At 64.6% G+C, this 25,671-nt stretch carries 24 protein-coding genes, 3 tRNA genes and 1 pseudogene; 7 read left to right on the top strand and 21 right to left on the bottom strand.

Annotated features, from left to right (window positions below; genetic code table 11):
* Nucleotides 1–2: 2 nt before the first annotated feature.
* The 7 genes from nuoE to BLR95_RS09475 form a co-directional block, all read right to left on the bottom strand.
* Entirely contained in the window at nt 3–752 is a 750-nt protein-coding gene (gene nuoE, locus BLR95_RS09505; protein WP_092618908.1) for an NADH-quinone oxidoreductase subunit NuoE, read from the bottom strand.
* On the bottom strand, nt 749–1,927 hold the full coding sequence (locus BLR95_RS09500) for an NADH-quinone oxidoreductase subunit D (protein WP_092618904.1): 1,179 nt from the start codon (nt 1,925–1,927) through the stop codon (nt 749–751). The genes nuoE and BLR95_RS09500 overlap by 4 nt, the downstream gene beginning before the upstream one ends.
* A 111-nt stretch (nt 1,928–2,038) precedes the next feature.
* Nucleotides 2,039–2,683, bottom strand: coding sequence for an NADH-quinone oxidoreductase subunit C (locus tag BLR95_RS09495; RefSeq protein WP_092618901.1), 645 nt, complete (start codon nt 2,681–2,683; stop codon nt 2,039–2,041).
* A gap of 179 nt (nt 2,684–2,862) precedes the next feature.
* Nucleotides 2,863–3,411: a NuoB/complex I 20 kDa subunit family protein gene (locus tag BLR95_RS09490; protein WP_425438440.1), complete on the bottom strand. Its 549-nt coding sequence runs from the start codon at nt 3,409–3,411 to the stop codon at nt 2,863–2,865.
* Nucleotides 3,412–3,470: 59 nt separating this feature from the next.
* Complete coding sequence (locus BLR95_RS09485) at nt 3,471–3,836, bottom strand: NADH-quinone oxidoreductase subunit A (protein ID WP_092618898.1); 366 nt, start codon at nt 3,834–3,836, stop codon at nt 3,471–3,473.
* Nucleotides 3,837–4,170: 334 nt separating this feature from the next.
* Entirely contained in the window at nt 4,171–4,938 is a 768-nt protein-coding gene (gene rquA / locus BLR95_RS09480) for a rhodoquinone biosynthesis methyltransferase RquA (protein ID WP_218119526.1), read from the bottom strand.
* A gap of 278 nt (nt 4,939–5,216) precedes the next feature.
* Entirely contained in the window at nt 5,217–5,651 is a 435-nt protein-coding gene (locus tag BLR95_RS09475; RefSeq protein WP_176787755.1) for a type II toxin-antitoxin system RatA family toxin, read from the bottom strand.
* A gap of 379 nt (nt 5,652–6,030) precedes the next feature.
* Here BLR95_RS09475 and BLR95_RS09470 point away from each other — a divergent pair, with 379 nt between their 5' ends.
* A complete protein-coding gene (locus tag BLR95_RS09470; RefSeq protein ID WP_092618892.1) occupies nt 6,031–6,489 on the top strand; it encodes a hypothetical protein in 459 nt (152 codons plus the stop codon).
* Between the two features lie 181 nt (nt 6,490–6,670).
* On the opposite strand, the gene BLR95_RS09465 is transcribed toward BLR95_RS09470, so the two are convergent.
* From BLR95_RS09465 to BLR95_RS09430, 8 genes are all read right to left on the bottom strand, one after another.
* Nucleotides 6,671–6,746: transfer RNA gene (locus tag BLR95_RS09465), tRNA-Val, on the bottom strand.
* 312 nt (nt 6,747–7,058) lie between these two features.
* The gene (locus tag BLR95_RS09460; protein ID WP_092618889.1) at nt 7,059–7,331 is read right to left on the bottom strand and encodes an HU family DNA-binding protein; all 273 of its coding nucleotides are present in this window, start codon (nt 7,329–7,331) and stop codon (nt 7,059–7,061) included.
* A gap of 285 nt (nt 7,332–7,616) precedes the next feature.
* Complete coding sequence (gene lon / locus BLR95_RS09455) at nt 7,617–10,037, bottom strand: endopeptidase La (RefSeq protein ID WP_092618886.1); 2,421 nt, start codon at nt 10,035–10,037, stop codon at nt 7,617–7,619.
* Nucleotides 10,038–10,430: 393 nt separating this feature from the next.
* Nucleotides 10,431–11,696 (bottom strand): ATP-dependent Clp protease ATP-binding subunit ClpX, encoded by a 1,266-nt coding sequence (gene clpX, locus BLR95_RS09450; RefSeq protein WP_092618883.1) that lies wholly within the window; start codon nt 11,694–11,696, stop codon nt 10,431–10,433.
* Nucleotides 11,697–12,073: 377 nt separating this feature from the next.
* Nucleotides 12,074–12,307, bottom strand: a complete 234-nt coding sequence (locus BLR95_RS09445; RefSeq protein WP_218119525.1) for a DUF2061 domain-containing protein — start codon at nt 12,305–12,307, stop codon at nt 12,074–12,076.
* Between the two features lie 157 nt (nt 12,308–12,464).
* On the bottom strand, nt 12,465–13,130 hold the full coding sequence (gene clpP, locus BLR95_RS09440) for an ATP-dependent Clp endopeptidase proteolytic subunit ClpP (protein WP_092618877.1): 666 nt from the start codon (nt 13,128–13,130) through the stop codon (nt 12,465–12,467).
* Nucleotides 13,131–13,191: 61 nt separating this feature from the next.
* The gene (gene tig / locus BLR95_RS09435; RefSeq protein ID WP_092618874.1) at nt 13,192–14,805 is read right to left on the bottom strand and encodes a trigger factor; all 1,614 of its coding nucleotides are present in this window, start codon (nt 14,803–14,805) and stop codon (nt 13,192–13,194) included.
* Between the two features lie 370 nt (nt 14,806–15,175).
* Nucleotides 15,176–15,260: transfer RNA gene (locus BLR95_RS09430), tRNA-Leu, on the bottom strand.
* A gap of 243 nt (nt 15,261–15,503) precedes the next feature.
* Between BLR95_RS09430 and BLR95_RS09425 the strand changes: the two genes are divergently transcribed.
* From BLR95_RS09425 to BLR95_RS15785, 6 genes are all read left to right on the top strand, one after another.
* Nucleotides 15,504–15,579 (top strand) — tRNA-Thr (locus BLR95_RS09425).
* A gap of 396 nt (nt 15,580–15,975) precedes the next feature.
* Nucleotides 15,976–16,698, top strand: coding sequence for a hypothetical protein (locus BLR95_RS15525; RefSeq protein WP_143130972.1), 723 nt, complete (start codon nt 15,976–15,978; stop codon nt 16,696–16,698).
* Nucleotides 16,699–16,758: 60 nt separating this feature from the next.
* Nucleotides 16,759–17,034, top strand: a complete 276-nt coding sequence (locus BLR95_RS09415) for a BrnT family toxin (protein WP_092618868.1) — start codon at nt 16,759–16,761, stop codon at nt 17,032–17,034.
* Complete coding sequence (locus tag BLR95_RS09410; protein WP_092618865.1) at nt 17,027–17,284, top strand: BrnA antitoxin family protein; 258 nt, start codon at nt 17,027–17,029, stop codon at nt 17,282–17,284. The genes BLR95_RS09415 and BLR95_RS09410 overlap by 8 nt, the downstream gene beginning before the upstream one ends.
* Before the next feature lie 153 nt (nt 17,285–17,437).
* Nucleotides 17,438–17,677 (top strand): helix-turn-helix transcriptional regulator, encoded by a 240-nt coding sequence (locus tag BLR95_RS09405; protein WP_176787753.1) that lies wholly within the window; start codon nt 17,438–17,440, stop codon nt 17,675–17,677.
* Between the two features lie 346 nt (nt 17,678–18,023).
* On the top strand, nt 18,024–19,178 hold the full coding sequence (locus BLR95_RS15785) for a hypothetical protein (protein WP_176787732.1): 1,155 nt from the start codon (nt 18,024–18,026) through the stop codon (nt 19,176–19,178).
* A gap of 42 nt (nt 19,179–19,220) precedes the next feature.
* On the opposite strand, the pseudogene BLR95_RS09400 reads toward BLR95_RS15785, so the two are convergent.
* The 6 genes and pseudogenes from BLR95_RS09400 to BLR95_RS09385 form a co-directional block, all read right to left on the bottom strand.
* Nucleotides 19,221–19,450, bottom strand: a pseudogene (locus BLR95_RS09400) (transposase); the annotation flags it as partial.
* Nucleotides 19,451–19,980: 530 nt separating this feature from the next.
* Entirely contained in the window at nt 19,981–20,685 is a 705-nt protein-coding gene (locus BLR95_RS15520; protein WP_143130971.1) for a hypothetical protein, read from the bottom strand.
* 21 nt (nt 20,686–20,706) lie between these two features.
* Nucleotides 20,707–21,597, bottom strand: a complete 891-nt coding sequence (locus BLR95_RS15515) for a hypothetical protein (RefSeq protein WP_143130970.1) — start codon at nt 21,595–21,597, stop codon at nt 20,707–20,709.
* A gap of 1,048 nt (nt 21,598–22,645) precedes the next feature.
* Nucleotides 22,646–23,797 carry a tyrosine-type recombinase/integrase gene (locus tag BLR95_RS09395; protein ID WP_092619146.1) on the bottom strand — a complete coding sequence of 384 codons (1,152 nt, stop codon included), beginning with the start codon at nt 23,795–23,797 and terminating at the stop codon, nt 22,646–22,648.
* Between the two features lie 296 nt (nt 23,798–24,093).
* Nucleotides 24,094–24,516 (bottom strand): OsmC family protein, encoded by a 423-nt coding sequence (locus tag BLR95_RS09390; RefSeq protein ID WP_092618862.1) that lies wholly within the window; start codon nt 24,514–24,516, stop codon nt 24,094–24,096.
* Nucleotides 24,517–24,578: 62 nt separating this feature from the next.
* Nucleotides 24,579–25,604, bottom strand: a complete 1,026-nt coding sequence (locus BLR95_RS09385) for an aldo/keto reductase (RefSeq protein ID WP_092618860.1) — start codon at nt 25,602–25,604, stop codon at nt 24,579–24,581.
* Nucleotides 25,605–25,671 lie beyond the last annotated feature (67 nt).

Below are 25,671 nucleotides of genomic sequence, written 5' to 3'. Positions count from 1 at the left end.
GCTCATCCCTTCTCGCCCGGGGCCGCCTTGGCATCCCCGGCGGTCTTGGCTTCCTCGGCCGCCTTGGCGGTCTTGGCTTCCTCGGCCGCCTTGGCGGTCTTGGCTTCCTCGGCCGCCTTGGCAGCCCGGGCCCGAGCCCGCTCGGCGGCCGCCGCCATGGCCTTGGCGTGCAACTCGGCGGGATCGCCGGTCAGCGTGGTCGGCCCGCCTTCCGGCGCCGAGGCCTGCCGCCCGCCCTGGGGCCCGGCCTGGGGCCGCTCGCCGCGCTTCAACGCCTCCAGCACGCCGCGGATGGTCTCCGGGGTCAGATCCTCGTAGTAGTCGTCGTCGATCTCGACCACCGGCGCGTTCACGCAGGCCCCGGAGCATTCCACCTGCTCCAGGGTGAACAGGCCGTCGGCGCTGGTCCCGAAGCTTTCGACGCCCAGCGCCGCGCGGCAGGCGGCCAGGATCTCCTCGCTGCCGCGCAGCCAGCACGACAGGCTGGTGCACACCCGCACGCTGTGCTTCCCCTCAGGCTTCAGGCGCAGCATGGTGTAGAAGGTGGCCACCTCGTAGACCCGGATGGGCGGCATCTCGAGCAACTCGGCCACCGCGTCCATGGCCGGGCGGCTCAACCAGCCTTCGTGCCGCTGCACCAGATCGAGCACCGGCAGCACCGCCGAGGCCTGCCGCCCCGGGGGATACTTGGCCATCGCCGCCTGGGCCGCCGCCTTCAGCTCGCCATCAAGGGTGAAGGGCGCCTCGCTCATCGGTCAACCTCCCCGAAGACCACGTCGATGGAGCCGATGCAGGCCGGCGCGTCGGCCAGCATGTGACCTTTCATCAGGGTGTCCATGGCCGACAGGTGGACATAGCCCGGCGAGCGGATGGAACAGCGATAGGGCCGGTTGGTGCCATCCGACACCAGATAGACGCCGAACTCGCCGGTCGCCGCCTCGGTGGCCGCGTAGACCTCGCCCGGGGGCACGTGGAAGCCCTCGGTGTAGAGCTTGAAGTGATGGATCAGGGCCTCCATGGAGTGCTTCATCTCGGCCCGGCTGGGGGCCTGGATCTTGCGGCTGTCCGAGCGCACCTCGCCGTCCGGCAGGTTTTCCAGGCACTGGCGGATGATCTTCTGGCTTTCCCGGAACTCCGCCATGCGGACCAGATAGCGGGCGTAGCAGTCGCCCGACTTGGCGGTCGGGATCTGGAAGTCCATGTCCTCGTAGGCATCGTAGGGCTGCGCCTTGCGCAGGTCCCAGGCAAGGCCGGTGGCGCGCAGGCAGGGGCCGGTGAAGCCGAGATCCAGCGCCTGCTCCTGGCTGACCACCGAGACATCCACCGTGCGCTGCTTGAAGATGCGGTTCTCGTCGATCATCGTCTCGAAGTCGTCGAGAAAGGTGGTGAACGCCTCGTTCCAGGCCAGGATGCGCTCGGCCATCCCCTCGGGCATGTCGAAGGCCACGCCGCCGGGGCGGAACCAGGCCAGGTGCATGCGCGCCCCGGACACCCCCTCGAAGAACTCGTGGATCTTCTCGCGCTCCTCGAAGCCCCACAGCATGGGGGTCATGGCGCCCACGTCCATGACCATCGAGGTGGTGTTCATCAGGTGGTTGTAGATGCGCGTCAGCTCGGCGAACAGGGTGCGCAGGTACTTGGCGCGCGGCGGCGGCTCGATCCCCAAAAGGCGCTCCACGGCGATGACGTAGGAGTGCTCCATGTTCAACGGGCAGGCGTAGTCCAGGCGGTCGAAGTAGGGCAGCGCCTGAAGATAGGTCTTGTGCTCGATCAGCTTCTCGGTGCCGCGATGCAGCAGCCCGACATGCGGATCGGCCCGCTCGACCACCTCGCCGTCCAGCTCCAACACCAGACGCAGCACGCCGTGCGCCGCCGGGTGCTGGGGGCCGAAGTTCAGGTTGAAGTTGCGGATCTGGGACTGGGCCATCTCAACTCGCCTGGACGTGCGGGGGGTGGGGGATCATATCGCCGGCACGCCGCCGACCCCGCCTTGATCGATCGCAATGACGGCGCGCCGCCGTTGGGGTCGTCGGCCGCCTCATCCGGCGTCCTTCCCGGTCGCCTTCTCGTCACCGGCCAGCACGCCCCGGGCGAAGTTCTCCGGCCCCTCCCAGGGGCTGAGAAAGTCGAAGCTGCGGAATTCCTGGGCCAGACGCACCGGCTCGTAGACGCAGCGCTTGGCGCTCTCGTCGTAGCGCACCTCGACGAACCCGGTCAGCGGGAAGTCCTTGCGCAGGGGATGCCCCTCGAAGCCGTAGTCGCTGAGCAGGCGCCGCAGGTCCGGATGATCGGCGAAGAACACGCCGTACATGTCCCAGCACTCGCGCTCGAACCAGTTGGCCGAGGAGAACACCTTGACCACCGAGGGCACCGGCGTCGCCTCGTCGGTGGCGAGCTTCACCCGCACCCGCTGGTTATGCTTCAGCGACAGCAGGTGATAGACCACCTCGAAGCGCGGGTCGCGCTCCGGATAGTCGGCCCCGGAGATGTCGACCAGTTGGGCGAACATGCAGTTGGCGTCGTCGCGCAGGAAGGTCAGCACCGAGACGATGGAGGCGGCCTGCACCTCGACCGTCAGCTCGTCGCCGACCAGCCGGTGGGCCAGCACCTGGTTGGGCAGGGCGGCGGCGATGTGCTCGCCCAGATCGGCCAGGGCCGCTCGCTGGTCGCTGTTCAGGCTCATTTCCCGTCCTCGTCCACCTGGGGGCTCATCCACCTGGGGCCTCTCCACCTTGAGCCCCTGCCACCTGGGGGGCTCCCGCAAACCCGGGTTTCGCCCCGGGCGCTCCCCTCTCCCGTTCGTCCATGTCGCCCGCCGGCGCCCTCCCCGACCCCGGCGCGCCCGCTGTTTCGTTCCGAGGGCTAGCCCCTGAGCACCGTGCCGGTGCGCCGGATCTTCTTCTGCAACTGCATCACCCCATAGACCAGGGCCTCGGCGGTGGGCGGGCAGCCGGGCACGTAGATGTCCACCGGCACGATGCGATCACAGCCGCGCACCACCGAATAGGAATAGTGATAGTAGCCGCCGCCGTTGGCGCAACTGCCCATGCTGATCACCCAGCGCGGCTCGGCCATCTGATCGTAGACCTTGCGCATGGCGGGCGCCATCTTGTTGGTCAGGGTACCGGAAACGATCATCACGTCCGACTGGCGCGGGCTGGGTCGGGGCACCACGCCGAAGCGGTCCAGGTCGTAGCGCGGCATGTAGGCGTGGATCATTTCCAGCGCACAGCAGGCCAGACCGAAGGTCATCGGCCACAACGAGCCGGTGCGGGCCCAGTTGACCAACCCATCGACGGTGGACAACACCACCCCCTTCTCGGCCAGGGCCTGACCGAGGGTGAGCGGGCTGTCGGGGCTGCCCGGCCCGGCGGCCGGCAGGTTGCCCGGCTGGTCGGTTTGGCTGTGCATGGCGTCCTCTTCGGCGCGCGGCGTCGCGGCGCCGCTCGATTCCTGGCTCATTCCCGCACTCATTCCCACTCCAGCGCACCCTTGCGCCACTCGTAGATGAAGCCCACGGTCAGCACGAGCAGGAAGACCATCATCGACCAGAAGCCGACCAGCCCGATGTCGCCCAGGCTGACCGCCCAGGGAAACAGGAAGGCGACCTCGAGGTCGAAGATGATGAACAGGATGGCGACCAGATAGTAGCGCACGTCAAAGCGCGTGCGGGCGTCATCGAAGGCCTCGAAGCCGCATTCGTAGGCCGAGTCCTTCTCCGGGTCCGGCCGATGGCGGGCCAGCACGTAGGAGCCACCGACCGCCGCCAGGGCCATCGCCACGGCAATCAGCAGGAAGATGAGAATCGGCAGATAGCCCAGCAGGTAATCCGTCATGGGGTCGCCTTCACAGCCTCCCAGCACAGGTTGGACCAGCACACGTTGGACCAACACACGTTGACCGTCGCGGACCGGCGCCGCCGATCCGTTCCACTCACCTGGAGTCGAACCTGCCTGGGACGCTTGGTCTCGCGGGCCTTGAATACCCGCCCCTGGCACTGGGTCTTTTTGCCCGTCACGTGCCGCATCCCCTCCCTGCCGGGTCGGTGTAATCCGTCACACCCAGTCAAGTCAAGAATCCATGGCAGGTTTCGCACCAAAGCCCGGTTCGCCGCGGGGTGCAGCCGGCTCCCCAACCAGAGTACCGCGCTGCACCATTGGCGGCGCGGGGCTATCGGCGATGGGCGACGATCTTCTGGTAGAGGCCGCCGAAGAAGGTCTGCGTCGGGCCCCATTCGATGTCGTCGCGCTGCGCGGCCAGGGCCGGGATGGAGCCATCGACCAGTTCCTGGGCGAAGGGCTCCAGCAGCCGATAGACCGACCACATGATGGGGCGCAGCGGATGCCAGCCGGCCATCCGGTGGTAATCGACGAAAACCACCTTGCCGCCCGGGCGCACGCTGTCGAACAGGGCGTTGACGATGACCGGCTTGTAGTCGGCTGGCACCTCGTGCAGCAGGAAGAAGCAGATCGCCACGTCCAGCTCGCCCACCCCGGGCTCGCGGGCATCGGCGATGCGCACGCTGGCCTGCGGGTGCTCGCTCAGCTTGACCCGGGTCTGGCGGACCTGGTTGGGGGCGATGTCGATCACATCAAGCCGCCCCTCGGGCCCCACCTTGCTGGCCATGCGCTTGGAGAAGTCGCCGTAGACACAAGCCGCCTGCAGCACCTTCTGCCCGGCTTCCAGCTCGTCCTCGACCGACTGGATCAACCGGTCGGCGTTGCCCCACAGGATGGCATTGACCGACACCGAGCGGTCGAACACCCACTGGCCAACCGGACTGAGATAGGCCCAGCTGTAAACCTCGTGCATGTACTTGGGAACACTGGGCGTCGAGGCGGCCAGGGCGGCCTTGCCGGAGGGCTCGGGGGCGAGGCGGCCGGCGGTCAGGGTCTTGCTGCCGCCAGCGTGCTGGAAAGAAGGAGGATCGTACGTCACGGAACTACCGTCTCCCGCGGGATTTCAAGACCCAGACCAGGGCATCTGGGTCCGGACCCGGCTGTCGTGAAGGGTCACCGGGCCCTGGAGCGCCGACCTCATGCCCCACCCGGCGTCCGGTGTCAACCGCCAGCCCGGCACGAGCAGGCGAGAGACTACGCCCCGAGGCACAGGATGCAAGTCTTTCCGACAGGTTGATGACGGTCACGCCGATCCCGCCGGCGGGCCCGGGCCCCGAACCCTACCCCTGAACGACCAGCCGCCCCCCGCCCGGGTACTCAGAGAAGGGCGGCCCGGCGCCGGAAGGCCTCGATCATCTGGTGGCTCATCTGACCGATGGCGTGGTCGACCAGGCGCTGCATGGGGCCGGCCTTCATGTCCACCTCGAAGCGCAGGGCGACCCGGCATCCGCCCCCCGACTCGGCGCCCATCGGGCTGAACCGCCAATCGATGAAAAACGCCCGGAACGGCCCTTTGAGCGCCTTGATGGTCAACCGCCGGGGCCGCTCGACGGTGGTCAGGGTGTGGAATTTCTGGCTGACCGGGCCGAAGCTGACCGCCTGCAACGTCTCGTAGCTGCCATCGCCATGACGGGCGACCACCCGGGCGGCCCGCCAATGGGGCACGAACTCGGGATAGCGCTCCACGTCGGCGACCAGATCGAACACCGTCTCGCACGCCTGGGGAAAAACCACCTCGCAGGTGAAAGCCATCACATCCTCGCCGCCAACACACTGAAACATCCGGTTCGGTTCAAAGGCATATTACCCCGACGCACCCGTGCCCTTTCACCCCCCAACGCGCTAAAATTTCATCAATGGGCCGTCGATCGGGGCCCCCGAATGTGGCACACCCCATCCGGCGACACGCGGTGTGGGGTGTTGTTGCTCGGGAGCAACGGGGGCAAGCCGGCACGCAACCGCCGGCACCCGCTCCGATCAGGAAGCATCCGATCAGGAAACATCGGCCCCCGTTTTCTGGTTCCTGGTTCCCCAGCCGGCCGGCCGCCGTCGCCCGCCCCTGGGACTTGGTCCGCCGGCCCGCCTTGACGGCCGGACCGGCGAGGCCACTCTGGTTTTGGGAGTTTCTGCCATGGTCGCCCTGAAGCACAACCACCGCCCTGCCGCCACCGGGGTCTCGGAGGTCGACCGATCCAACGCCGCCCTGCACGACCTGGGGGCGCGCATCGCCCGCTCCATCGCCCCGGTCGCCGCGGCCGAGAACGACGATGACGCGGCCCAGGCCGACCCCGCCGTGGGCGGGCTGATCGCCACCTTCATCCGTCAGGCGGAAAGCCACATCGACATCGAGCGTCGGCGCCTGTTCCCCCATTGCAGCCGCCCCTACCTGTCGCGCCACATGCAGATGGCCGACGTGTTGCGGCGCCTGCAGCGGCTGGCCACGGAAAGCACCCACCTGCACGCCGGCACGGCCAGCGAGCGGGCACTTGACCTGATCGACGAATTCTTTGTCGAGGCCTTCTGCAACGGCCCCTACCGCAGCCCCGGCCCGGCGCCGAGCGGCAACATCGCGGTCGCCCAGCGCCCCTGAGGCGCGCCCTGATCCAAGAGCGCCCCTGAGGCGCGCCCCACGCGACCACCGACGGCCCACCATCTTGCCGCCGCGACCGGACCCCCGGTCGCGGCGTTGCCATTTTGGAGTGGGGTCGTTTGGGAGTGGGGCGGGCGTTCGGCGCGCCCCGGGAGGGGTGGGTGGGCGGTGACGGGATGGGTGGTGGGCGGTGACGGGTTCGAACCGCCGACCTAGCGGGTGTAAACCGCTCGCTCTCCCAGCTGAGCTAACCGCCCACATCGTACCGACTCGCGCCCTTCCCCACGCCTCGACCGGCCGGCGGCAGGACGCCGCACCACCTTGTGAAAACGGCCAAACCACCTTTTGGAAACCGCCAGGGTGGGTGGAAACGGCCCAGGCGGGTCCGGCAGATGAGCCCGGCCATATGGGGGCGGCCAGCGCCTGTGGACCGGTCACGAAAGAGCCGGCCCAACGCTACCGCCGGGCCGGCCTGGAATGGTTTTTTTCCTACCCCTCACCCGTTTTTCCGGCCGGGGTAGAAGCAGGCCCCGCCCCCCTTCAGGGGGCCGGAGGCGGCCTGAAGCCGCTCAGTTCACGGCGTCCTTGAGGACCTTGCCGGCCTTGAACTTGGGCTGCTTGGAGGCGGGAATCTGAATCTTGTCCCCGGTGCGCGGATTGCGGCCCTCGCTGGCCGCCCGGGTCGACACACTGAAGGTCCCAAAGCCGACCAGGCGAACCTCGTCGCCGGACTTCAGGGCATCGGTGATGGCTTCGAAAACCGCGTCCACGGCCTTGGTGGCGTCGGCCTTGGAAAGATCGCTGCTGTCAGCGACCGCGGCAACCAGATCATTCTTGTTCACGTGAGGAGCCCCCTCTGCTAGCCGGATGTGTTCGACGAAAAGGTGTTACTAAACCTTGAATTCTCCGAGAGTGTAGGCAGCTTCAAAACACCCCGTCAATCCAAGAATCGCGGATTTTCGGCCTTTCTGGGACGTCAACCCCTTTCTGGATATGGGTTGGAAAATGGCCGCGCGCATGGGCTTGCCCAGCCCCCTGGCCGGGCCGGCAAACGCTAGACGAGCCGCCCCGGGCGGTCTGTGACAGGCGTCACAAACCGCACCCGGAGGGGCCGGCGGTGGGGAGGGTCAGTGGGTGGTGACGGCGTCGTCGCCACCGGGGTCGCTGTCGGGCTTGGCGCGGGCCAGGGCGGCGGCGCGCTCCTCGTCCTCCTCGTTCCATTCGATCGGGGTCAGCGGCGCGACCAGGGCCTTCTCCAGCACCTCGTCGACCGTCGACACCGGCACGATGGTCAGCGCTTCCTTCACGTTGTCGGGAATCTCGGCCAGATCCTTCTCGTTGTCCTTGGGGATCAGCACCGTGGTCAGGCCACCGCGCAGGGCGGCCAGCAGCTTCTCCTTCAGACCACCGATGGGCAACACCCGGCCGCGCAGGGTGATCTCGCCGGTCATCGCCACCTCGCGGCTGACCGCGATGCCGGTCAGCGCCGAGACCAGCGAGGTGACCATGGCGACACCGGCCGAGGGGCCGTCCTTGGGGGTCGCCCCCTCTGGCACGTGGACGTGGAAGTCCTTCTTCTCGAACACCGTCGGCTTGATGCCGAAGGCCACCGAGCGGGCCCGCACATAGGAGCGCGCCGCCTGGATCGATTCCTTCATCACGTCGCCGAGCTGGCCGGTCAGGGTGGCCGCGCCCTTGCCGGGGGTGACCACCGCCTCGATGGACAGCAGCTCGCCGCCCACCTCGGTCCAGGCCAGCCCGGTGGTGACGCCAACCAGATCCTCGCCCTCGACCTCGCCGAAGCGGTATTTGCGCACCCCGGCGTAGTCCGACAGGTTGTCGGGCGTCACCTCGACCCGGCCTTCCTTCTCGCCGATCAGGATCTCCTTGACCGCCTTGCGGGTCAGGTTGGCCAGCTCGCGCTCCAGGTTCCGCACCCCGGCCTCGCGGGTGTAGTAGCGGATCAGGTCGCGCAGGGCGTCATCGGAAATCTCCCACTCGCCGTCCTTCAGGCCGTTGGCCTCAATCTGCTTGGGGATCAGGTGACGGCGCGCGATCTGCACCTTCTCGTCCTCGGTGTAGCCGGAGATGCGGATCACCTCCATGCGGTCGAGCAGCGGCTGGGGCATGCGCAGGGTGTTGGCGGTGGTGACGAACATGATGTCCGACAGGTCGTAGTCCACCTCCAGGTAGTGGTCGTTGAAGGTGGCGTTCTGCTCCGGGTCGAGCACCTCGAGGAGGGCCGAGGAGGGGTCGCCCCGCCAGTCGTTGCCCAGCTTGTCCACCTCGTCGAGCAGGAACAGCGGGTTGGAGGTCTTGGCCTTCTTCATGCCCTGGATGACCTTGCCCGGCATCGAGCCGATGTAGGTGCGCCGGTGGCCGCGGATCTCGCTTTCGTCGCGCACCCCGCCCAGGCTCATGCGCACGAAGTTGCGCCCCGTGGCCCGGGCGATCGACTTGCCGAGCGAGGTCTTGCCCACCCCCGGCGGGCCGACCAGGCAGAGGATCGGGCCCTTGATCTTCTTGATGCGCTGCTGGACGGCCAGGTACTCGACAATGCGCTCCTTGACCTTCTCCAGGCCGTAGTGGTCGGCGTCGAGCACCTCCTGGGCGCCCTTCAGGTCGTGCTTGATGCGCGAGCGCTTCTTCCACGGAATGCCCAGCATCCAGTCCAGGTAGTTGCGCACCACCGTGGCCTCGGCCGACATGGGGCTCATGGAGCGCAGCTTCTTCAGCTCCGCCTCGCACTTCTCGCGGGCTTCCTTGGACAGGCGGGTTTTCTTGACCTTCTCTTCCAGCTCGGCGATCTCGTCGCGGCCGTCCTCGGCCTCGCCCAGTTCCTTCTGGATCGCCTTCATCTGTTCGTTCAGGTAGTACTCGCGCTGGGTCTTCTCCATCTGCCGCTTGACCCGGCCACGGATGCGTTTTTCCACCTGAAGGACGGAAATCTCGCCCTCCATGAAGCCGTAGACGGACTCCAGGCGCTCGTTCACCGAGGCGACCTCGAGCAGCGACTGCTTCTCGGAAATCTTCAGGGCCAGATGGGAGGCGATGGTGTCGGCCAGCTTGCCGGCGTCCTCGATCTGGTTGATCGAGACCAGCACCTCCGGCGGGATCTTCTTGTTCAGCTTGATGTACTGCTCGAACTCGCCGACCACCGAACGCGACAGGGCCTCGACCTCCGAGGCCTCGCCGGGGTTCTCCTCGATCAGCTCGGCCTCGACCTCGAAATAGGTGTCGGTCTGGGTGAAGGTCTTCACCCGGGCCCGCTGGCCGCCCTCGACCAGCACCTTCACCGTGCCGTCGGGCAGCTTCAGGAGCTGAAGCACGGTCGACAGGGTGCCGACCTCGTAGATGTCGTCGCTTTCCGGATCGTCCTGGCTGGCGTTCTTCTGGGCGATGAGCAGGATCTGGCGATCGTCCTTCATCACCTCTTCCAGGGCCCGCACCGACTTCTCGCGGCCGACGAACAGCGGCACGATCATGTGCGGGAAAACGACGATGTCCCTGAGCGGCAGGACGGGAACGGTCTGGGGAGTGGACTCCACGCTGGTCTTCCTTCGGATCGGGATGGCCCGGACCGGCGGCGGCGCGCCAAGGCCCGGGAGCCCTGAAGATTGGGCAGGTTGAAGGGTTCAATATCGGGCAGCCGGGCGGACCCCGCAAGCCCCGCCCCCGTTTCGGGCCCGGCGGGCCGGCCAGCCGACGTTCAGCCGGGCGGCGCCCCCTTGGAAAGGTCTTTGCCCGGGGCGGTCGACCACACTCCGCCCCATGGCGCCGGCACCCGCGCCATGCCCCTCAAGGGGGCCTGGGCCAGACGGCCCGGCGAGCACCATCAAAGGCCAAGAAAGTCTCGGCCTTTTGGGGCTTCCTCCTGGGGTTTCCTCCTGGGGGGGGGGACTCCAGAACCCGCCACCCGTGGCGGTGGGGGTGGCGGTGCGTCAGGCGCTGGTGTTCAACTCGTCGGAGCGTTCGGAGTAGATGACCAGCGGCGTCGCGCGGCCTTCCACCACCTCGCCGTTGACCACCACTTCCTCGACCCCATCCATGCCCGGCAGGTCGAACATGGTGTCGAGCAGGATGCCTTCCAGGATCGAGCGCAGGCCGCGCGCCCCGGTTTTGCGGGCAATCGCCTTCGACGAGATCGACTTCAGGGCATCATGGGTGAAGGTCAGGTTGACGTTCTCCATCTCGAACAGCCGCTGGTACTGCTTGACCAGGGCGTTCTTGGGCGCCGTCAGGATCTCGATCAGGGCCGGCTCGTCCAGGTCCTCCAGCGTCGCCAGCACCGGCAGGCGGCCGACGAACTCGGGGATCAGGCCGTACTTCAGCAGGTCCTCGGGCTCCACATCGCGCAGCACGTCACCGGTGCGGCGATCCTCCGGGGCGCGCACGTCGGCCCCGAAGCCGATCGAGGTGCCCCGACCGCGCTGGCTGATGATCTTGTCCAGGCCGGCGAAGGCACCGCCGCAGATGAACAGGATGTTGGTGGTGTCCACCTGAAGGAATTCCTGCTGCGGGTGCTTGCGCCCACCCTGCGGCGGCACGCTGGCCACGGTGCCTTCCATGATCTTCAAGAGCGCCTGCTGGACCCCCTCGCCCGACACGTCACGGGTGATCGAGGGGTTGTCCGACTTGCGGCTGATCTTGTCGATCTCGTCGATGTAGACGATGCCGCGCTGCGCCCGCTCGACATTGTAGTCGGCCGACTGGAGCAGCTTGAGGATGATGTTCTCCACGTCCTCGCCCACGTAGCCGGCCTCGGTCAGCGTGGTGGCGTCGGCCATGGTGAAGGGCACGTCGAGAATGCGGGCCAGGGTCTGGGCGAGCAGGGTCTTGCCGCAGCCGGTGGGGCCGATCAGCAGGATGTTCGACTTGGCGATGTCCAGGTCGCTGCTCTTGCCGAGGTGCGACAACCGTTTGTAGTGGTTGTGCACGGCCACCGAGAGGACCCGCTTGGCATGGCTCTGGCCGATGACATAGTCGTTCAGCACGCCGAGGATGTCGCGCGGCGAGGGCACGCCGTCGCTCGAGCGCAGCATCTGGGTCTTGTTCTCTTCCCGGATGATGTCCATGCACAACTCGACGCATTCGTCGCAGATGAACACGGTGGGCCCGGCGATGAGCTTGCGCACCTCGTGCTGGCTTTTGCCGCAGAAGCTGCAATAGAGCGTGTTTTTCGACTCGCTGCCCGACGACTTGGTCATCCCAACTCCACTTAGAAACCGGCTTTCGGCGCCCGCGACCCAGAACCGGGTCTGGGCGCGGCCCAGCGACCGCGCCCAGATCCGGCTCTGGGTCGCGGGCCGCCTGGGCCTCTACGGGGCGTCCGCGCCCGGGAACATCCCGGGCCGCGCCCCTTGATAACTGCACCACCCGAGCCGGTTTTCCGGCCCGACCGGACGCTCCGCCCGCGGTCAGCCGCCTGCGCCCACCACAGGATGGGGCGGCCATGGCGGCTGATCAGTCTAGCCCTTGGGGCCGGCCCGGCACAATGGAAAAAAAACGGCGCGAAAAACGGCGCGGGAAAAACAACGCCGCCATCACCAGACCATGACGGCGGCCACACCTGCCCATTTGGGGATCAGCCGTGGGCGCCGCAACACAGGTCGATGGCCGGCGCCTTCCGGGGGGCGGCGCCGCCCTTCTGGAAGCGGCGCCAGACCCGTTCATGGAAGTAGAAGGCCACCGTGTTGCAGGCCGGCTCGAGCAGGGCGACGGCACTGCTGATGCCGATGTCGCCGGTCAAGGCGTAGGCTACCGAGAAGGCCACCGAGAGGTGGATGACAGCGAAGCTGAAGGTCTTCAAGGCGATCATGGCGCGGGTCTCCTTCGAGAGCGCGGGTGTGAACGACGTTGCCAGGAGAGTGTTGCAACTCATTCGCATTTGCGCAACCGAATTATCCCGATTGCCGTGATCGCCTTAAAAGATCAACACCTCGCCTTTCCGGGACCTGAACCGATTACCGGTGCACTCAGGCATCGTCGCCCTTGCCATCGTCCCCCGTCCCGTCGTCCTCCGGACGCGGCCGGCTGGCCACCACGTGGTCGATCAGCCCGAAGTCGCGGGCTTCCTCGGCGGTCATGTACTTGTCGCGGTCCATGGCCGTTTCGATCTCGTCGAAGGGCTTGCCGGTGTGGGTTTCGTAGATGCGGTTCAGGCGCTCGCGCAGCAGCAGGATCTCGCGGGCCTGGATCTCGATGTCCGCCGCCTGGCCCTGGAAGCCACCCGAGGGCTGGTGGATCATGATCCGCGAGTTGGGCAGCGAAAACCGCTTCCCGGCGGTCCCGGCGGTGAGCAGCAGCGAGCCCATGGAGGCGGCCTGCCCGATGCACACCGTGGACACGTCGCAGCGGATGTACTGCATGGTGTCGTACATGGCGAGCCCGGAGGTCACCACGCCGCCCGGCGAGTTGATGTAGAACGAGATGTCCTTGGACGGGTTTTCCGATTCCAGGAACAGCAACTGGGCACTGACCAGCGAGGCCACGCCATCGTGCACCTGCCCGGTCAGGAAGATGATCCGCTCCTTGAGCAGGCGGGAATAGATGTCGTAGGCCCGCTCGCCCCGGTTGGTGGTCTCGATGACCATCGGCACCAGGGTGTTGTTGAAGACCTCGATTGGATCACGGTCGGCCATGGCGCGGCTTTAGCCTCCTGGTGGCTGAGGATAAGGGAGGGGGGGATGAGCGCCGTGGCGCTCAACCCTCCGAGGTGTCGGCCTCGCCGGAGTCGGCGGAGTCGGCGGCCTTGGGCACGGCCTTCTTCTTGGCCGGGGCCTTCTTCTTGGCGGCGGCCGGCTTGGCCTCGGCCTCGGCCGGCTCGGCGTCGTCCACCTTCTTCTTGGACGCTGCCTTGGCCGGCTTGGCCTCGGTTGCCTCGCCCTCCGGCTCGCCAGCTTCCGCCTCGCCAGCTTCCACCTCGGCGGCCTTCTTCTTGGCCGGAGCCTTCTTCTTCGGCGCCGCCTTCTTCTTCGTCGCCGGCTTGGCCGGGGCCTCCTCCGGATCGGCGGTCAACTCATCGACGCTGACCGTCTCCTCGCTGACCTCGGCCAACTCCAGGATATAGTCCACCACCTTGTCCTCGAACAGCGGGGCGCGCAGATGGTTGACCGCGTCCTGGTTGTTCTGGAAGTACTGGAAGACCGCCTGCTCCTGGCCCGGATAGCGCATCGCCTCACGGACCACGGCGCGGTTCAGGTCCTCGTTGGTGACCTGGATCTTGTGCTTCTGTCCGACCTCGGCCAGCAGCAGGCCCAGGCGCACCCGGCGCTCGGCGATGCCGCGGTACTCGGCCTCCAGCTCCTCGTCGCTCTTGGCGGCGTCCTCGGGTTCGAGCTGGTCGTTCTTGCGGGCTTCCTCAAGCTGGCTCCAGATGCCCTTGAACTCGTTCTCGAGCAGGGTCGGCGGCACCGGGAAGTCATGCGCCTCGGCCAGGGCGTCGAGCAGGCTGCGCTTGAGACGCTCGCGCGACAGCTCGTCGAACTCCTCCTGCAGCCGGCCGCGCACCATCTCGGTCAGCTTCTCCAGGCTCTCCATGCCGACCGCCTCGGCCAGCGCGTCGTCGACCGCCGGGGTGGTCGGCTGGCGCAGCTCCTTGACCGAGACCTCGAAGGTGGCCTCGCGGCCGGCCAGATGGGTCGCCTGATAGTCCTCGGGGAAGGTCACGGTGACCACCGGGGCATCGCCGACCTTGGCGCCGATCAGCTGCTCCTCGAAGCCGGGGATGAAGCGGCCGCCGCCCAGTTCCAGGCTGACCCCCTCGCCGCTGCCGCCCTCGAACGGCTCGCCGTCCAGCTTGCCGACGAAGTCGATGACCACGATGTCACCCTCGGCGGCCGGACGGTCCTCCTCGACCGGGGCGCTGTCCTGGCGGCTCTCGGCGATGCGGCCCAGGGCCTCGTCGATGCGCTCCTGGGGCACGTCGGCGCGCTGACGGGTCAGCTTCAGGGTGGCGAAGTCCATCGGCGCGATGTCGGGGATCACCTCGACCGCCACGGACAGCGCCAGATCCTCGCCCTCGCCGAACGAGTCGACCTCGATCTCGGGCTGCAGGGCCGGCTTCAGCTCCTTTTCCTTCAGCGCCTGGGCGGTCGATTCCTGAACCGCCTTTTCCAGCACCTCGCCCATCACCGCCTGGCCATAACGCTTCTTCAACAGCGGCAGCGGCGCCTTGCCGGGACGGAAACCCGGCAGCCGCATGGTCTGCCCGATCTCCTTCAGGCGGGCTTCGACGCGGGCTTCGATGTCGGCGGCCGGCAGCACGATCTTGAAGGCATGACGGAGGCCGTCGATGGTGGAGTCGGTGATCTGCATGAAGTCTCTCTATGAAACAATGGCGGTCGGCGGGATCGCGGGAGCGGCCCCGGATGCGGCGGGGGTGACAGGCGGCGGCGCGGACAACGCGCCGGCGGCGCCTAGAGCAGATCGTGCGAAATGTGAATCGCAGAGCACTTCAGATTTCGCACGATCTGCTCTCGATATTTAAGCATGGAGCCGACCCGGGCGAAAAATCGGTAACCACCAAGTGGTTCCGAATTCTCGCCCTCGGCTCTAGGGCCGGCGATGGGCAACATGAACCGGTTCCGCCCGGCGCGCACCGAGCGGAAGAAGCGCACCATTTCCCCTCCGGGCCCGGTTTGTCAAGTATCGCGCCTTGCCAAGCGGCGCGGCGCACAGAGCGCCATGGTGCGGACAGAGGGACTTGAACCCCCACGGCCGAAGCCACTGGAACCTAAATCCAGCGCGTCTACCAATTCCGCCATGCCCGCATGATGGCCCCGCCGGCCGAACGCCCACCCCTTCGGGCCGGCTCGGAGAACCGCCACCTATAGACCGGATCATGCGGCTTGGGAAGCCACCGCCGGGCGCCTTCGCGAGGCCTTCCCGTAACGGCGGCGCGGGGCCTGATGGTGCCTCCCGCCCGTCTCCGGCGTCCCCTGGGCAGTTGAGTTTGCCGCCCCACCATGGGAAGATCGCCCCCCCTGGCGGCCGACCGCCCCGCCCCAGGATGCGCCGGTATAGCTCAGCTGGTAGAGCACCTGATTTGTAATCAGGGGGTCGCGGGTTCGAACCCTGCTGCCGGCACCAATAAAAACAAGGCTCTAGCCGATTTTGGCTGGGGCCTTTTTCTTTTCGGGGAAGCGCCGGGGAAGCAGAAAGCCATGGGGGAGCACGGCGGGGAAGCGGCCCGGAAATTCCGGGTAATCTGGCCGGGCGTCCGGACCGTAGCCGGCATTTCCGGGGTGGTCAGTCCGGTTTTTGCGGGATTTCGAACGCAAACATCCGGAGGCTTGGGAAATCCAGCCAGGAGTTGATGTCACGTAACGAGAACCAACCACCGCACAGACCAACTCGGCAAACACGCTCACGTTACGGGGGGGCCTACCCATCCGAGCATACCCCATGCTAGAACATCCCAAACGCAGCCGACCGCCAGCCTCCAGGTTACGGTAAAATGAGTTCATTAAGGAGCGCTCTTAACCTATGTCCCAGAACCGCTTCCCAACGGTCGAAGACATGCTTTGGCACTATGGGCGCCACCCAGCACGAGCCTTCATTGAGTTCGCCCCATCGCAACTCAGAAAGCGCTATGAAGAGTTGAACGCAGAGCATTGGCTGAGCGACCTTACGCCAGCCTTTGAGGCATTCAAAACTGACAACCCGACCGAAATCAGGGAGGCATTCGAGGTTGCAAATAAGACAATGAACGACCGCCTCGCAACCACGCGAGAATGCCAGGAAACCGTCCGAAAATACCTGATGAAGGATGCGCTCTTTGGCCTGGGCTACGTCTTGCCCAGAAGCCTGGAAGACAGCCCCAAGCGGGTTCCCGCCCAAGCATGGGCAACCTTCCTTAACTGGTCCAAGGACACCCTTGAGCACCACGGCCTAGCCTTCGCTGGCATTCGCATCGTGTCTCATCACTGGGAGAACGAAATTTCCAAGCGCTGGCGAGCCGAGCACATGCCACCCCCCGAGATCGAAAAGCCCTCGCGCGGGCGCCCCTCGCGCAAGGAACAGATAGAAGAAGCAATCCGCACCCTGACGGCGGATGGTGCCCTTTCTCCCGAGATGACCGTCAAGGGCCAAATTCAGCTTGTGCGGCAACGGGTCCTGGACCTTGCCCCGGACGATGAACGGGAGAGCAAGGGCTTGGGGGACGAAGTGATCCGCCGCGCCCTGAAAGAGGTGCAGGAGTTTGAATAGTTATTTTATTCTCGACTCCGCCCATTTCCATAGTTATAAATATACCCGAGAGGCCAGCGCATGGACACCCAGTGGGACCCGCGCAAGAGCGACAGCAACCGCCGCAAACACGGCATCGCCTTCGACGCGGTTTCCGACTTCGATTGGGATTTCGCCGCCCTGGCCGGCAGCCAAATCGTGGATGGTGAAGAGCGCGAACTGATCCTTGGCCCCATCGGCAACCATCTCTTCGCCCTGGTCGCCACATGGCGCGGCGAGGCCTGCCGGGTCATCTCATTGCGGCGTGCCACCAACCGGGAAATCGCCCTGTGGCGAAAGGAATTCGAAGATGGCTAAGAAAGCCCCCCGCATCCTCGACAACACCCCCGACGAGGACCAGGCCATTCAGGCCGCCATCGCCGCCGATCCGGACACCTTCGAAGCCGACGCCTCGGTTCGCCGGGTCGGCAGGCCCCGGGGGCGGACCAAGAGGCAGGTCACGGTGTCGCTGGACGCGGACCTGATCGAGGCCTTGCGCGGCGACAATCCCAAGGGCTGGCAGACCCGCCTCAACAAGGCGGCGCGCGACGGCCTGGGCATGAAGTGACAGCGCCCACCACCCCGCCGCCCGCGCCATCCCGATTCCGGAATTTCCGGGTTCCCGGAAACTATAAATTCGCGGGCATTTTATAGGCGTTTTTATAGGCGCCGAGTTGGCCCAGGTTTGACCCCAGCGCACACAGCACGTTGGAGGTCTGGCATGAAACACCAAGCGCAACCGGCGGAAAGCATCCAGGATCGGGTCTACCTGGACAGCCTGATCAACGAGGTCGAGGCCGCCGGGTTCCTGGGCTACACCACGCGGGCTTTGCAGAACTGGCGGGTGCGCGGGGGCGGGCCGAAGTTCGTCAAGGTCTCGGCGCGCTCGATCCGCTATCGGCGGCGCGATCTGCTGGCCTGGATCGAGGCCCATTCGCTCGACAACACCAGCCAGGCCTGATGGCGGCCTTCAAGCCATCAACGGGTTTTGCCCCGGCGGGGTTGGCTGCGCCGCCGGGGATTTTGGGGGCGGATCGGCACCCGGGCGAGCTTCGGGCACCATCCCGCCTCGCCGGGTGTCGCCGACCTCAGCGGGGCGGCGATCCGAAGGGTCGCCGCCCCTTTCTCCGCCTTCCCCTCCCCCGCCCTCAAAACCAAAGCAGCCTCGGCGCGAAGCGCCGAAATCGCGGGCGCCGTCAGGCGACCGCGCCAATTGAACGACGCTTTCTCCGGACAGGCGCGGTGCCAGGGAGGGGTCCTTGTAACACCCCTCCCTACACTTACTCGGGCGTAAAGGAGCGCCAGTCATGATCGAACGCCTACACGCCGGCTTCGATACCCTGGACGTGGCCTTTGCCGGCGCCCTGCCGGACGAAGCGCTGGAAACCCTGAAGGAGGCCCGCGACCGTGCCCAGGAGAGCCAGGAACCGACCCTGGCCCGCCTCGGCACGGTGGACATGCACGTGGCCGGACACGGCATGCGGGGCGGCTATGCCTACGTTTGCGACACCGGGCCGCTGGGAGCCAAGTGGATGGTCAAGGCCAACCCCGACACCCGCGAATGGAACATCTTCGCCTCGCCCCGGGCGACGACGCTTCTTGCCCTGGGTCATGCCGGCACGCGGGATCACCTGTTCAGCGAGTTGGCCGCCATGGGCGCCCGGATCAGCGACCACAGCCTGAACCGGGTGGACTTCGCCATGGACTTCCGGACGCGGTGTTTCGAGCCCCGCCTGGACCAGTTCGTGGCCCACGCCCACACCAAGGTTCAGCCCCATTGGGGCGACCGCCGCGCCGTGCCGACTGACCGCAATCAGCCGGCCGCCGTGGTGCGGGGACGGCGGCTGGAGTCCGTCACCATCGGCAAGCAACCGGGCCGGCAGGTGATCCTGTACGACAAGCGGCGGGAGGCCATCGCCCGGCAGAAGGGCTTCTGGTTCGAGGCGTGGGGCGTGGATCGCCGCGACCCGGCGCTGGAGGTCTGGCGGGTCGAAGTGCGGGCCGGCAAGAAGGAACTGCGCGACAAGTACCAACTGCGCACCTTCGCCGACTTCGAGGCTGGCATCGGGGATGTGATCGCCAACGCGCTGCAAGAGGTCCGTTACCTGGCCGACCATCAGCGCGACGGCAACGTGACCCGCCAAGCCCTCCACCCGCTGTGGCAGGCGGCGCAAGAGGTGGCCGGCGGCGACCTGACCGCCTTGCGCTCTGGCCTTACGCCGGGGCAGGTGCAACAGATCGAGCGCGCCGAGGCGATTGAGCGTTACGTGAAGCTGCTCCAGGGCATCGGCATTGGCCTTGGGGTGGCCGAAGGCCTGAGCGACGAGGCCATAACCACCCACCTCCCCACCCTCGCCGCCGAGCGCCTGAAAGCGGGGATAGAGGGCGGAGGCAGCCATGTGACCGCAGCGATTGCCCGGGCCAGGGCGCGGTTGTATTTCGTCGGGCCGAAACCGCTGTAGCGGTTTAGCCTTCAAGGCCAATTGCTCAAAGCCCCCAATCCTGTCGTGTGTCAGGTCGGCGATCAGCGTCTTCAGGCGCCGGCTCTCCTCCTCCATGGCCTTCAGCCGCTTGGCGTCGCCCCCCCCATCCCGCCAAACTTGGATTTCCAGCGGTAGAACGTTTGCTCGCTGACGCCGTGCTTGCGGCAGACCGCGTTGGCGACCATCTCCCCGGCCTCCGCCTCCTTCAGGATGGCGATGATCTGCCCTTCCTTGAACCTGACGCGCTTCATGATGATGACCTTCCCCCCGCTTCTGGGATGCTACGGGAAACCCACCCTCCGCGTGGACCGGTTTTCAGGGTGAAGGTCAACGGCATTTTCTTTCCGGCCGGGTTGGGCCGGAAGGGGACGGTTTGGTTTCAGGTGTCAAGGCAATGAAGCGGACATTCACCCGAACCTGATTCGCGAAAGGTTTTGCCCCAAAGCCGATCACCACCTGCTCATTCGGGGCCATGATATAATGGGGAAAATTCAAACGGCGTTGACACGGAAGCGCGCATCGACCGGTAGCTTGCAAGCCTGGCCTGAGGGACGCCGGGCGCAGTCCGGATCGGCTGTCAGACATTCATCACGGAGTCGTCATCATACTTCAACCGTGGGTGGCTTAGACAGGGGGCCTCTGTCCCGAAACAGCGGCGCATCCGATGCGATCCCTTGCCCCCCTGATGGGTGGCGCGATGGCCGTGACCCTGGCCCTCGCCACCCCCGCGCCGACCCAGGCCCCGCGAGCGGTCCGAGCGGCCGTTTTTCCGCGCTGTTTCTTAAGCGGTCTCGTCGGCCTGGAAAACCAAGAGAAACCGCATGAGTCTCAATCCCGAATCTGTGATGCTCCATCCCCTCGGCATCAGTTCATCACCCAGCCACAAGGCGAGAAGCCCACGGGCACACAAATCTGCAACCAGCATCTCAACCAGAATCTTATCAGCACTTTCGATTTCTTTACAGACTGACTCAAGAATGATAGGACTGTTGGCTATTCTCTGCTTGAGCTGAAACCTGTCTCTTAATGATAGACTGTTTTGCGTATTGTAAAAAAAGCGCAAAATTATCAGATGCGAACCCGTCATGCTTTTTAAATGATCAAAGAAAATATCCTTCCATGTGGCATCAAGCTCTTGAGTGGACGCCGACGCCAAAAGATAGTTTCTCAAGTACACTAATTTTGTTTTATCAGTTCCCGTCACAACTTCACGATAAATCTGTCGAATTCTTTTCAGGAAATCTTCAGATGAAAAATATTCTATATCTATTTTTTCTTTTTGAAGATCTTCAATACAGCTCTCGACACTCTCCCAATAAATGTTCCAATTTTTTTGGTCGATCTCATGAACAACGTTAGAAAGGAAGGCCTGAGCGGGCCCTCCAGCAAATGGAATACCCGCGATACCGGATTGCAGCCACTTGTTTCTAATGATAGAAACTAGCGTACTACCTTCACCAATATTTCTTCTTATATATCTTGACATAGTTAACTGCCATACAAGTCATCAAATTGACAAAAACTCGGTGGAACAGAAAAAGTTCTCCAGGAATCTTTTCAGTATGATATCCCGGAAAAAGGAAACAAATGCGGTCTCCCAATTCAACCCTGAAGAGAGATCAAAGCCAAACTCATCCTCCATTCTCAAGGAAGAATTTACACTTATTATTGAATTTTGCTCATTGTATGGCGCCTCTATACTAATTATTGTATTAAAAGGAAAACCGTCTATTTCTTTTAAAGCATGCTGCCTGAAATCCATTCTAATGTACTGATCCACTCCAATGATAGGAATAGCATGGCTTACGTCAAGCTTCCCCTCTGATTGAATTTTCTTATCAAGAGAAAATGCCTCTGAAAGCAGCTCATAATTTTTCATTTTTCTTTTTTGTATTTTATGATTGCCAACTCGAAGATTGAAATCAAAGTAAAAGTCAATTGTATGAGCCCGATTCAGCAGAAATGTCGGCTTCGCCAGATCCTCTGAACACCAAGCCGCCGTAATTCTAGAAAAAATCCGTTCCGATAGACTCACTAGCGATTCCAATCGCAGACCATCACACCGAATTTGCAACACTTCATCAGAAACAGTAATCCCAAATTCTTTGCCAGGGACCTTACTAGACATCCCAAACCAACCAAGAGAAGCATCACCTCTTAACTTATTGATATGCGCAGCCGACTGCGGATCAGTGAAACTCAGAGAACTTCTCGGCAGCCCAGCATCAAGCATGATTTCATATATTCTTGTATAAAACAGCTTCGCATACTCAATTTTGAATTCGTCTGGAAAAGGCCAAGGTGCACAACGAACCTGCAAGCCAAATACTTCAATCTTGAGATTTTGATCTACGATTTTTGGCTGATTTTCGAAGTACGTGGAAAGAGATGTGACCATGTCATTCCCCCTGATATCCGGACGCCCTCACAAGTATTGATAAAAGAATACCCTTACTTCTCTGCCTCGCTGATATTGGTGAAATATAAATTTCATTTTTTTGACCAAAAACAAACCACAAATATAAGCGACCAAATCAAAGCCAAGAGAGTGTTCTTTATGATCATGCCCTCACGGGAGCACGCCGTGAAGGCACATGTCGTTACACTTTCCTTCCCCCAAAGCAGCGGCAGATCCACATGAGGGACTGATTGCTTAAACGCATACACCTATAACACCTAAGTAAACCGCACTTCCATGAAAAGGCAAGTTGTTTTTCTAGGAATCGTTTGCACCAGCTTCGCTGAAACCGGGGTTTCGGAACCGTCCCGAGAGGTGGCCGGAGTCGTCCAGACAGCGGTCGGCGGATTTTTGGCCGACATTTCCCATTTGAGCGGCCGATCCGCCCCTAACGGACGACAGGATAGCCCGATTTCGGCGCATCCGGTAGGCGAAATCGCGTATTGATAGCGTCCATAACAGCATCATCGTCGCCCGACTGGAAATCGGCGCGGCGATTGACCCCTGGATCGGAGCCCCCTTGACCCCTATCGCTGGCGAAGAAACCAATAAATCTCGATATGTTATGCGGAATGACGCCCTGCCCATTGGGGGTCATTTTGCCGAGCCGGCTTACAATCATAACGGTTGTTGATGCCATCTTAGCGCGCCAGCGCCGAATACGATGCGTTTTTCGTCAATAATCATGCGATAGCGAAGCAGATTCCCCTCTTCATGAGTGTTCGATCAGGTGCAGAAAAGGGCAGCTTTCAGGACTACGTCGAGAAAATGCGAACGACCGGAGTGGGCGCAAAGCTGTCGTTGCCGGAGTTTACGCGCTCTTGGATTATTGGGGCGGCAGCTTCTCCGCGAACATGGTAGCGCCCGCGCGGCGTAAACGCCCCGCGCCGCGCTCTCGTGAACCGAGCCGCCTTGCGGCGTCTCGGCCTTCGGCTTCGATCCCGTGGCGCAAGGAAGACAAAGTAGGCTTTGGCCTGCAGCGTGCAGGTTATGATTTTTTCGGGTTCTTCCCCACCTTCCCCGCAAACACCTCCGTCGCCGCCCGCAGCGCCCCATCGGCCAAGTGGGCGTAGCGGTGGGTGGTTTGGGCCTGGGTGTGGCCCAGGAGGCGGCCGACGATGGCGAGGCTGAGGCCTGAGGACACCAAGTGCGAGGCGTAGGTGTGCCGCAGGTCATGAAGGCGCACACCCTCCAACCCCGCGTCCCGGCAGATGTGCCCCCACGCCCGCTTCAACTCTTGCAACGGCTTGCCCGCCGTATCGCCGGGGAACAGGTAGGGGCTCTCCGCCCCCGCCTCGGCTCGCCAGTCCCGCAACAGCGCCATGGCCTCGCTGGACAGGGGGACATGCTCGGTGCGCTGTTTGGTGTGGGCGCTGGGCTTGGTCCACACGCCGCGCTCCAGGTCGAACTGATCCCAGGTGGCGGCCAGCACCTCGCCCCGCCGTGCCCCGGTCAGCACCAGCAGCCGGATTGCCATGGCGGCCCGACGGTTGGGGCTGGCGTCCAGCGCCGTCAGCAGCCGGTCCAACTCGGCATCGTTCAGCCAGCGGTCGCGCTTCTCTTCCGCGAACTTGGGAATGCCCCGCGCCGGGTTGTCGGCCCGCCACTGCCACGCCTCGGCCAGCGAGAACATCTTCGACAGCAAGGCCAGAACCCGGTTGGCCTGATAAGGCGTGCCCTTCAAGCCCAGGTGCAGGCGCTCCAGATCGCGGCGGGAGATGTCGCGCACCTTGTGGTGACCCAGGGCCGGCAGAATGTGACGGTCCAACAGGCTGCGGTCGCCCTGCACCGAGGCCGGCCGCTTGTTGGGAATGGCGTGGCGCTCCAGGTAATCGGCGGCGAGGTCTTTCAGCGTCGGCGCCTCACGATCCATCCGGCGCGCCCCGGAAGGATCAAGCCCGCGCTCCACATCGGCCAGTACCTTACGGGCCTGCTTGCGCGCCTCGTCCGGGGTCATCACGCCATAGGGGGCAATGGTGAAGCTGCGGTTGCGCCCCTCGTGCCGGTAACGAAGAACGAAGCTCTTGGCCCCCGATGGCTTCAGGCGCAGACCGAAGCGCGGCAGTTCGTCATCGAAGATGATCTGGTCGCGGCCGGTCGGCGCCAGGGCGTCGATGTAGCGCTTGGTGAGCTTGGGCATGGGAACCTCGGGGAAGCGCTGGGGAAGCACGGGGAAGCGAATTCCAGCGTACCACCGAGAGGCAGTGGCGCAAAGAGTGCGCATATAAACGCTTAATTATCAGTGCTCTATGACGATCTATGCAAACTAAGCGCAAACCAAGATAGTGCGTCAGAAAAGATTTGTAATCAGGGGGTCGCGGGTTCGAACCCTGCTGCCGGCACCAGCCCCCCCGCCAGGACAAGCGGCTGACAAGGTTTCCTGTCGGCCTGGAGGGGAAACACGGCGCGCGGCGGCAGGGTCCCGAAGCGCCCCCCTCAGGCAACCACCTCCAGGGTGATCTCGACCCCGGCCAGGGCGCGGGAGACCGGGCAGAAGGCCTTGGCCACCTCGGCCTGCTCCTGGAACCCGGCGGCGTCCAGGCCGGGCACCGAGCCGCTTACCTCAAGGTGCACCTTGGTGATGGTCGGCTTGCCGTCGACCTCGGAGAGGGTGACCCGGGCCTCGGCGTCGATATGGTCCGGGGTGTGTCCGGCTTCGCCCAACAGGGCGGAAAAGGCCATGGCATAGCAGCCGGCATGGGCGGCGGCGATCAACTCCTCGGGGGTGGTGCCGCTGCCGTCCTCGAACCGGCTGGGAAAGGAATAGGCCCCGGAGATCAGCCCGGAGCCGGTTTTCAACTCCCCGCTGCCGGTCTTCAGGGGGCCCGTCCAGCGGGCCTGGGCGTTGCGTGTGGGCATGGTTCGTCTCCTCCTGGGTTGATTGGGCGGGTTGGCGGTTGGCCGCACTTCGCCGCCGGGCCTCAGCCGTTCGCCTGGCGCTCCCGGGCCTGGGTTTCGATCATCCAGCCGGGATATTCCGGCGGCAGGGCGCTGACCGCGTCCAGCGCCGCCATCTCGGCGTCGCTCAATTCGACCTGGGTGGCGGCGATGTTGTCGTCAAGCTGCTCCACCGTCTTGGCGCCGACGATCACCGACATCACCCACGGCCGATGCAGCAGCCAGGCCAGGGCGATGCGGGCCACCGACACGCCGCGCGCCTCGGCCATGGGGCGCATCACCTCGATGCAGTCGAAGGCCCGCGCGCGGTTGACCGGCGGAAAGTCGAACTCGACCCGCCGCGCCCCCTCGGGCCCGCCGCCGTCGCGGCTGAACTTGCCGGAGAGCAGGCCGCCGGCCAGCGGGCTCCACACCATCAGGCCCATCCGCTCGGCCTGCAGCAGGGGGACGATCTCGCGTTCCAGGTCGCGCCCGGCGATGGAATAGTAGGCCTGCACGGTGGCCGGGCGGCTTCGCTGGGTGTGATCGGCGATGCCCAGGGCCTTCATGGCCCGCCAGGCGGCCCAGTTGGAGACCCCCCAGTAGCGCACGTGTCCCTGGCGCACCAGGTCGTCCATCGCCGCCACCGTCTCCTCGACCGGGGTCAACGGGTCGGTGCCGTGGATCTGGTAGAGGTCGATGTAGTCGGTGCCGAGCCGCTTCAGGCTGGCCTTGATGCCGTCCATGATGTGCCCGCGCGAGGCCCCGGCGTCGTTGGGCCCCGGCCCGACCGGGCCCAGCACCTTGCTGGCCAGCACGATGTCGGTGCGCGGGCGGCCGAGGTTTTTCAGGGCGCGGCCGGTGATCTCCTCGGCCAGCCCCTCGGAGTAGATGTCGGCCGTGTCGATGAAGTTGACGCCCGCGTCCACGGCACGGGCGACCAGACTGTCGGCCACCGACTGGTCCAGCGTGCCGATGCTGGTCCAGAAACCACGACCGCCGAAGGTCATGGTGCCAAGGCAGATCTCCGACACCAGCAGGCCGGTGCCGCCCAGGGTCTTGGTGCGCATGGTCCGGGCTCCGTTCGGGGGAGGAAAAACCACCGGGCGGCCGCAACGGGGCACGCCCGCGATCACT

This window comes from Roseospirillum parvum (genome assembly GCF_900100455.1).
Taxonomy (GTDB): Bacteria; Pseudomonadota; Alphaproteobacteria; order Rhodospirillales; family Rhodospirillaceae; genus Roseospirillum; species Roseospirillum parvum.
This window is presented reverse-complemented; position numbering and strand designations above follow the sequence as displayed.

Coding starts and splice junctions, on each gene's coding strand:
- nuoE (WP_092618908.1), bottom strand. CDS start 752: ATGAGCGAGGCGCCCTTCACCCTTGATGGCGAGCTGAAGGCGGCGGCC.
- BLR95_RS09500 (WP_092618904.1), bottom strand. CDS start 1,927: ATGGCCCAGTCCCAGATCCGCAACTTCAACCTGAACTTCGGCCCCCAG.
- BLR95_RS09495 (WP_092618901.1), bottom strand. CDS start 2,683: ATGAGCCTGAACAGCGACCAGCGAGCGGCCCTGGCCGATCTGGGCGAG.
- BLR95_RS09490 (WP_425438440.1), bottom strand. CDS start 3,411: ATGCACAGCCAAACCGACCAGCCGGGCAACCTGCCGGCCGCCGGGCCG.
- BLR95_RS09485 (WP_092618898.1), bottom strand. CDS start 3,836: ATGACGGATTACCTGCTGGGCTATCTGCCGATTCTCATCTTCCTGCTG.
- BLR95_RS09475 (WP_176787755.1), bottom strand. CDS start 5,651: ATGGCTTTCACCTGCGAGGTGGTTTTTCCCCAGGCGTGCGAGACGGTG.
- BLR95_RS09470 (WP_092618892.1), top strand. CDS start 6,031: ATGGTCGCCCTGAAGCACAACCACCGCCCTGCCGCCACCGGGGTCTCG.
- clpX (WP_092618883.1), bottom strand. CDS start 11,696: ATGACCAAGTCGTCGGGCAGCGAGTCGAAAAACACGCTCTATTGCAGC.
- BLR95_RS09445 (WP_218119525.1), bottom strand. CDS start 12,307: ATGATCGCCTTGAAGACCTTCAGCTTCGCTGTCATCCACCTCTCGGTG.
- clpP (WP_092618877.1), bottom strand. CDS start 13,130: ATGGCCGACCGTGATCCAATCGAGGTCTTCAACAACACCCTGGTGCCG.
- tig (WP_092618874.1), bottom strand. CDS start 14,805: ATGCAGATCACCGACTCCACCATCGACGGCCTCCGTCATGCCTTCAAG.
- BLR95_RS15525 (WP_143130972.1), top strand. CDS start 15,976: ATGTCCCAGAACCGCTTCCCAACGGTCGAAGACATGCTTTGGCACTAT.
- BLR95_RS09415 (WP_092618868.1), top strand. CDS start 16,759: ATGGACACCCAGTGGGACCCGCGCAAGAGCGACAGCAACCGCCGCAAA.
- BLR95_RS09410 (WP_092618865.1), top strand. CDS start 17,027: ATGGCTAAGAAAGCCCCCCGCATCCTCGACAACACCCCCGACGAGGAC.
- BLR95_RS09405 (WP_176787753.1), top strand. CDS start 17,438: ATGAAACACCAAGCGCAACCGGCGGAAAGCATCCAGGATCGGGTCTAC.
- BLR95_RS15785 (WP_176787732.1), top strand. CDS start 18,024: ATGATCGAACGCCTACACGCCGGCTTCGATACCCTGGACGTGGCCTTT.
- BLR95_RS15520 (WP_143130971.1), bottom strand. CDS start 20,685: ATGTCAAGATATATAAGAAGAAATATTGGTGAAGGTAGTACGCTAGTT.
- BLR95_RS15515 (WP_143130970.1), bottom strand. CDS start 21,597: ATGGTCACATCTCTTTCCACGTACTTCGAAAATCAGCCAAAAATCGTA.
- BLR95_RS09395 (WP_092619146.1), bottom strand. CDS start 23,797: ATGCCCAAGCTCACCAAGCGCTACATCGACGCCCTGGCGCCGACCGGC.
- BLR95_RS09390 (WP_092618862.1), bottom strand. CDS start 24,516: ATGCCCACACGCAACGCCCAGGCCCGCTGGACGGGCCCCCTGAAGACC.
- BLR95_RS09385 (WP_092618860.1), bottom strand. CDS start 25,604: ATGCGCACCAAGACCCTGGGCGGCACCGGCCTGCTGGTGTCGGAGATC.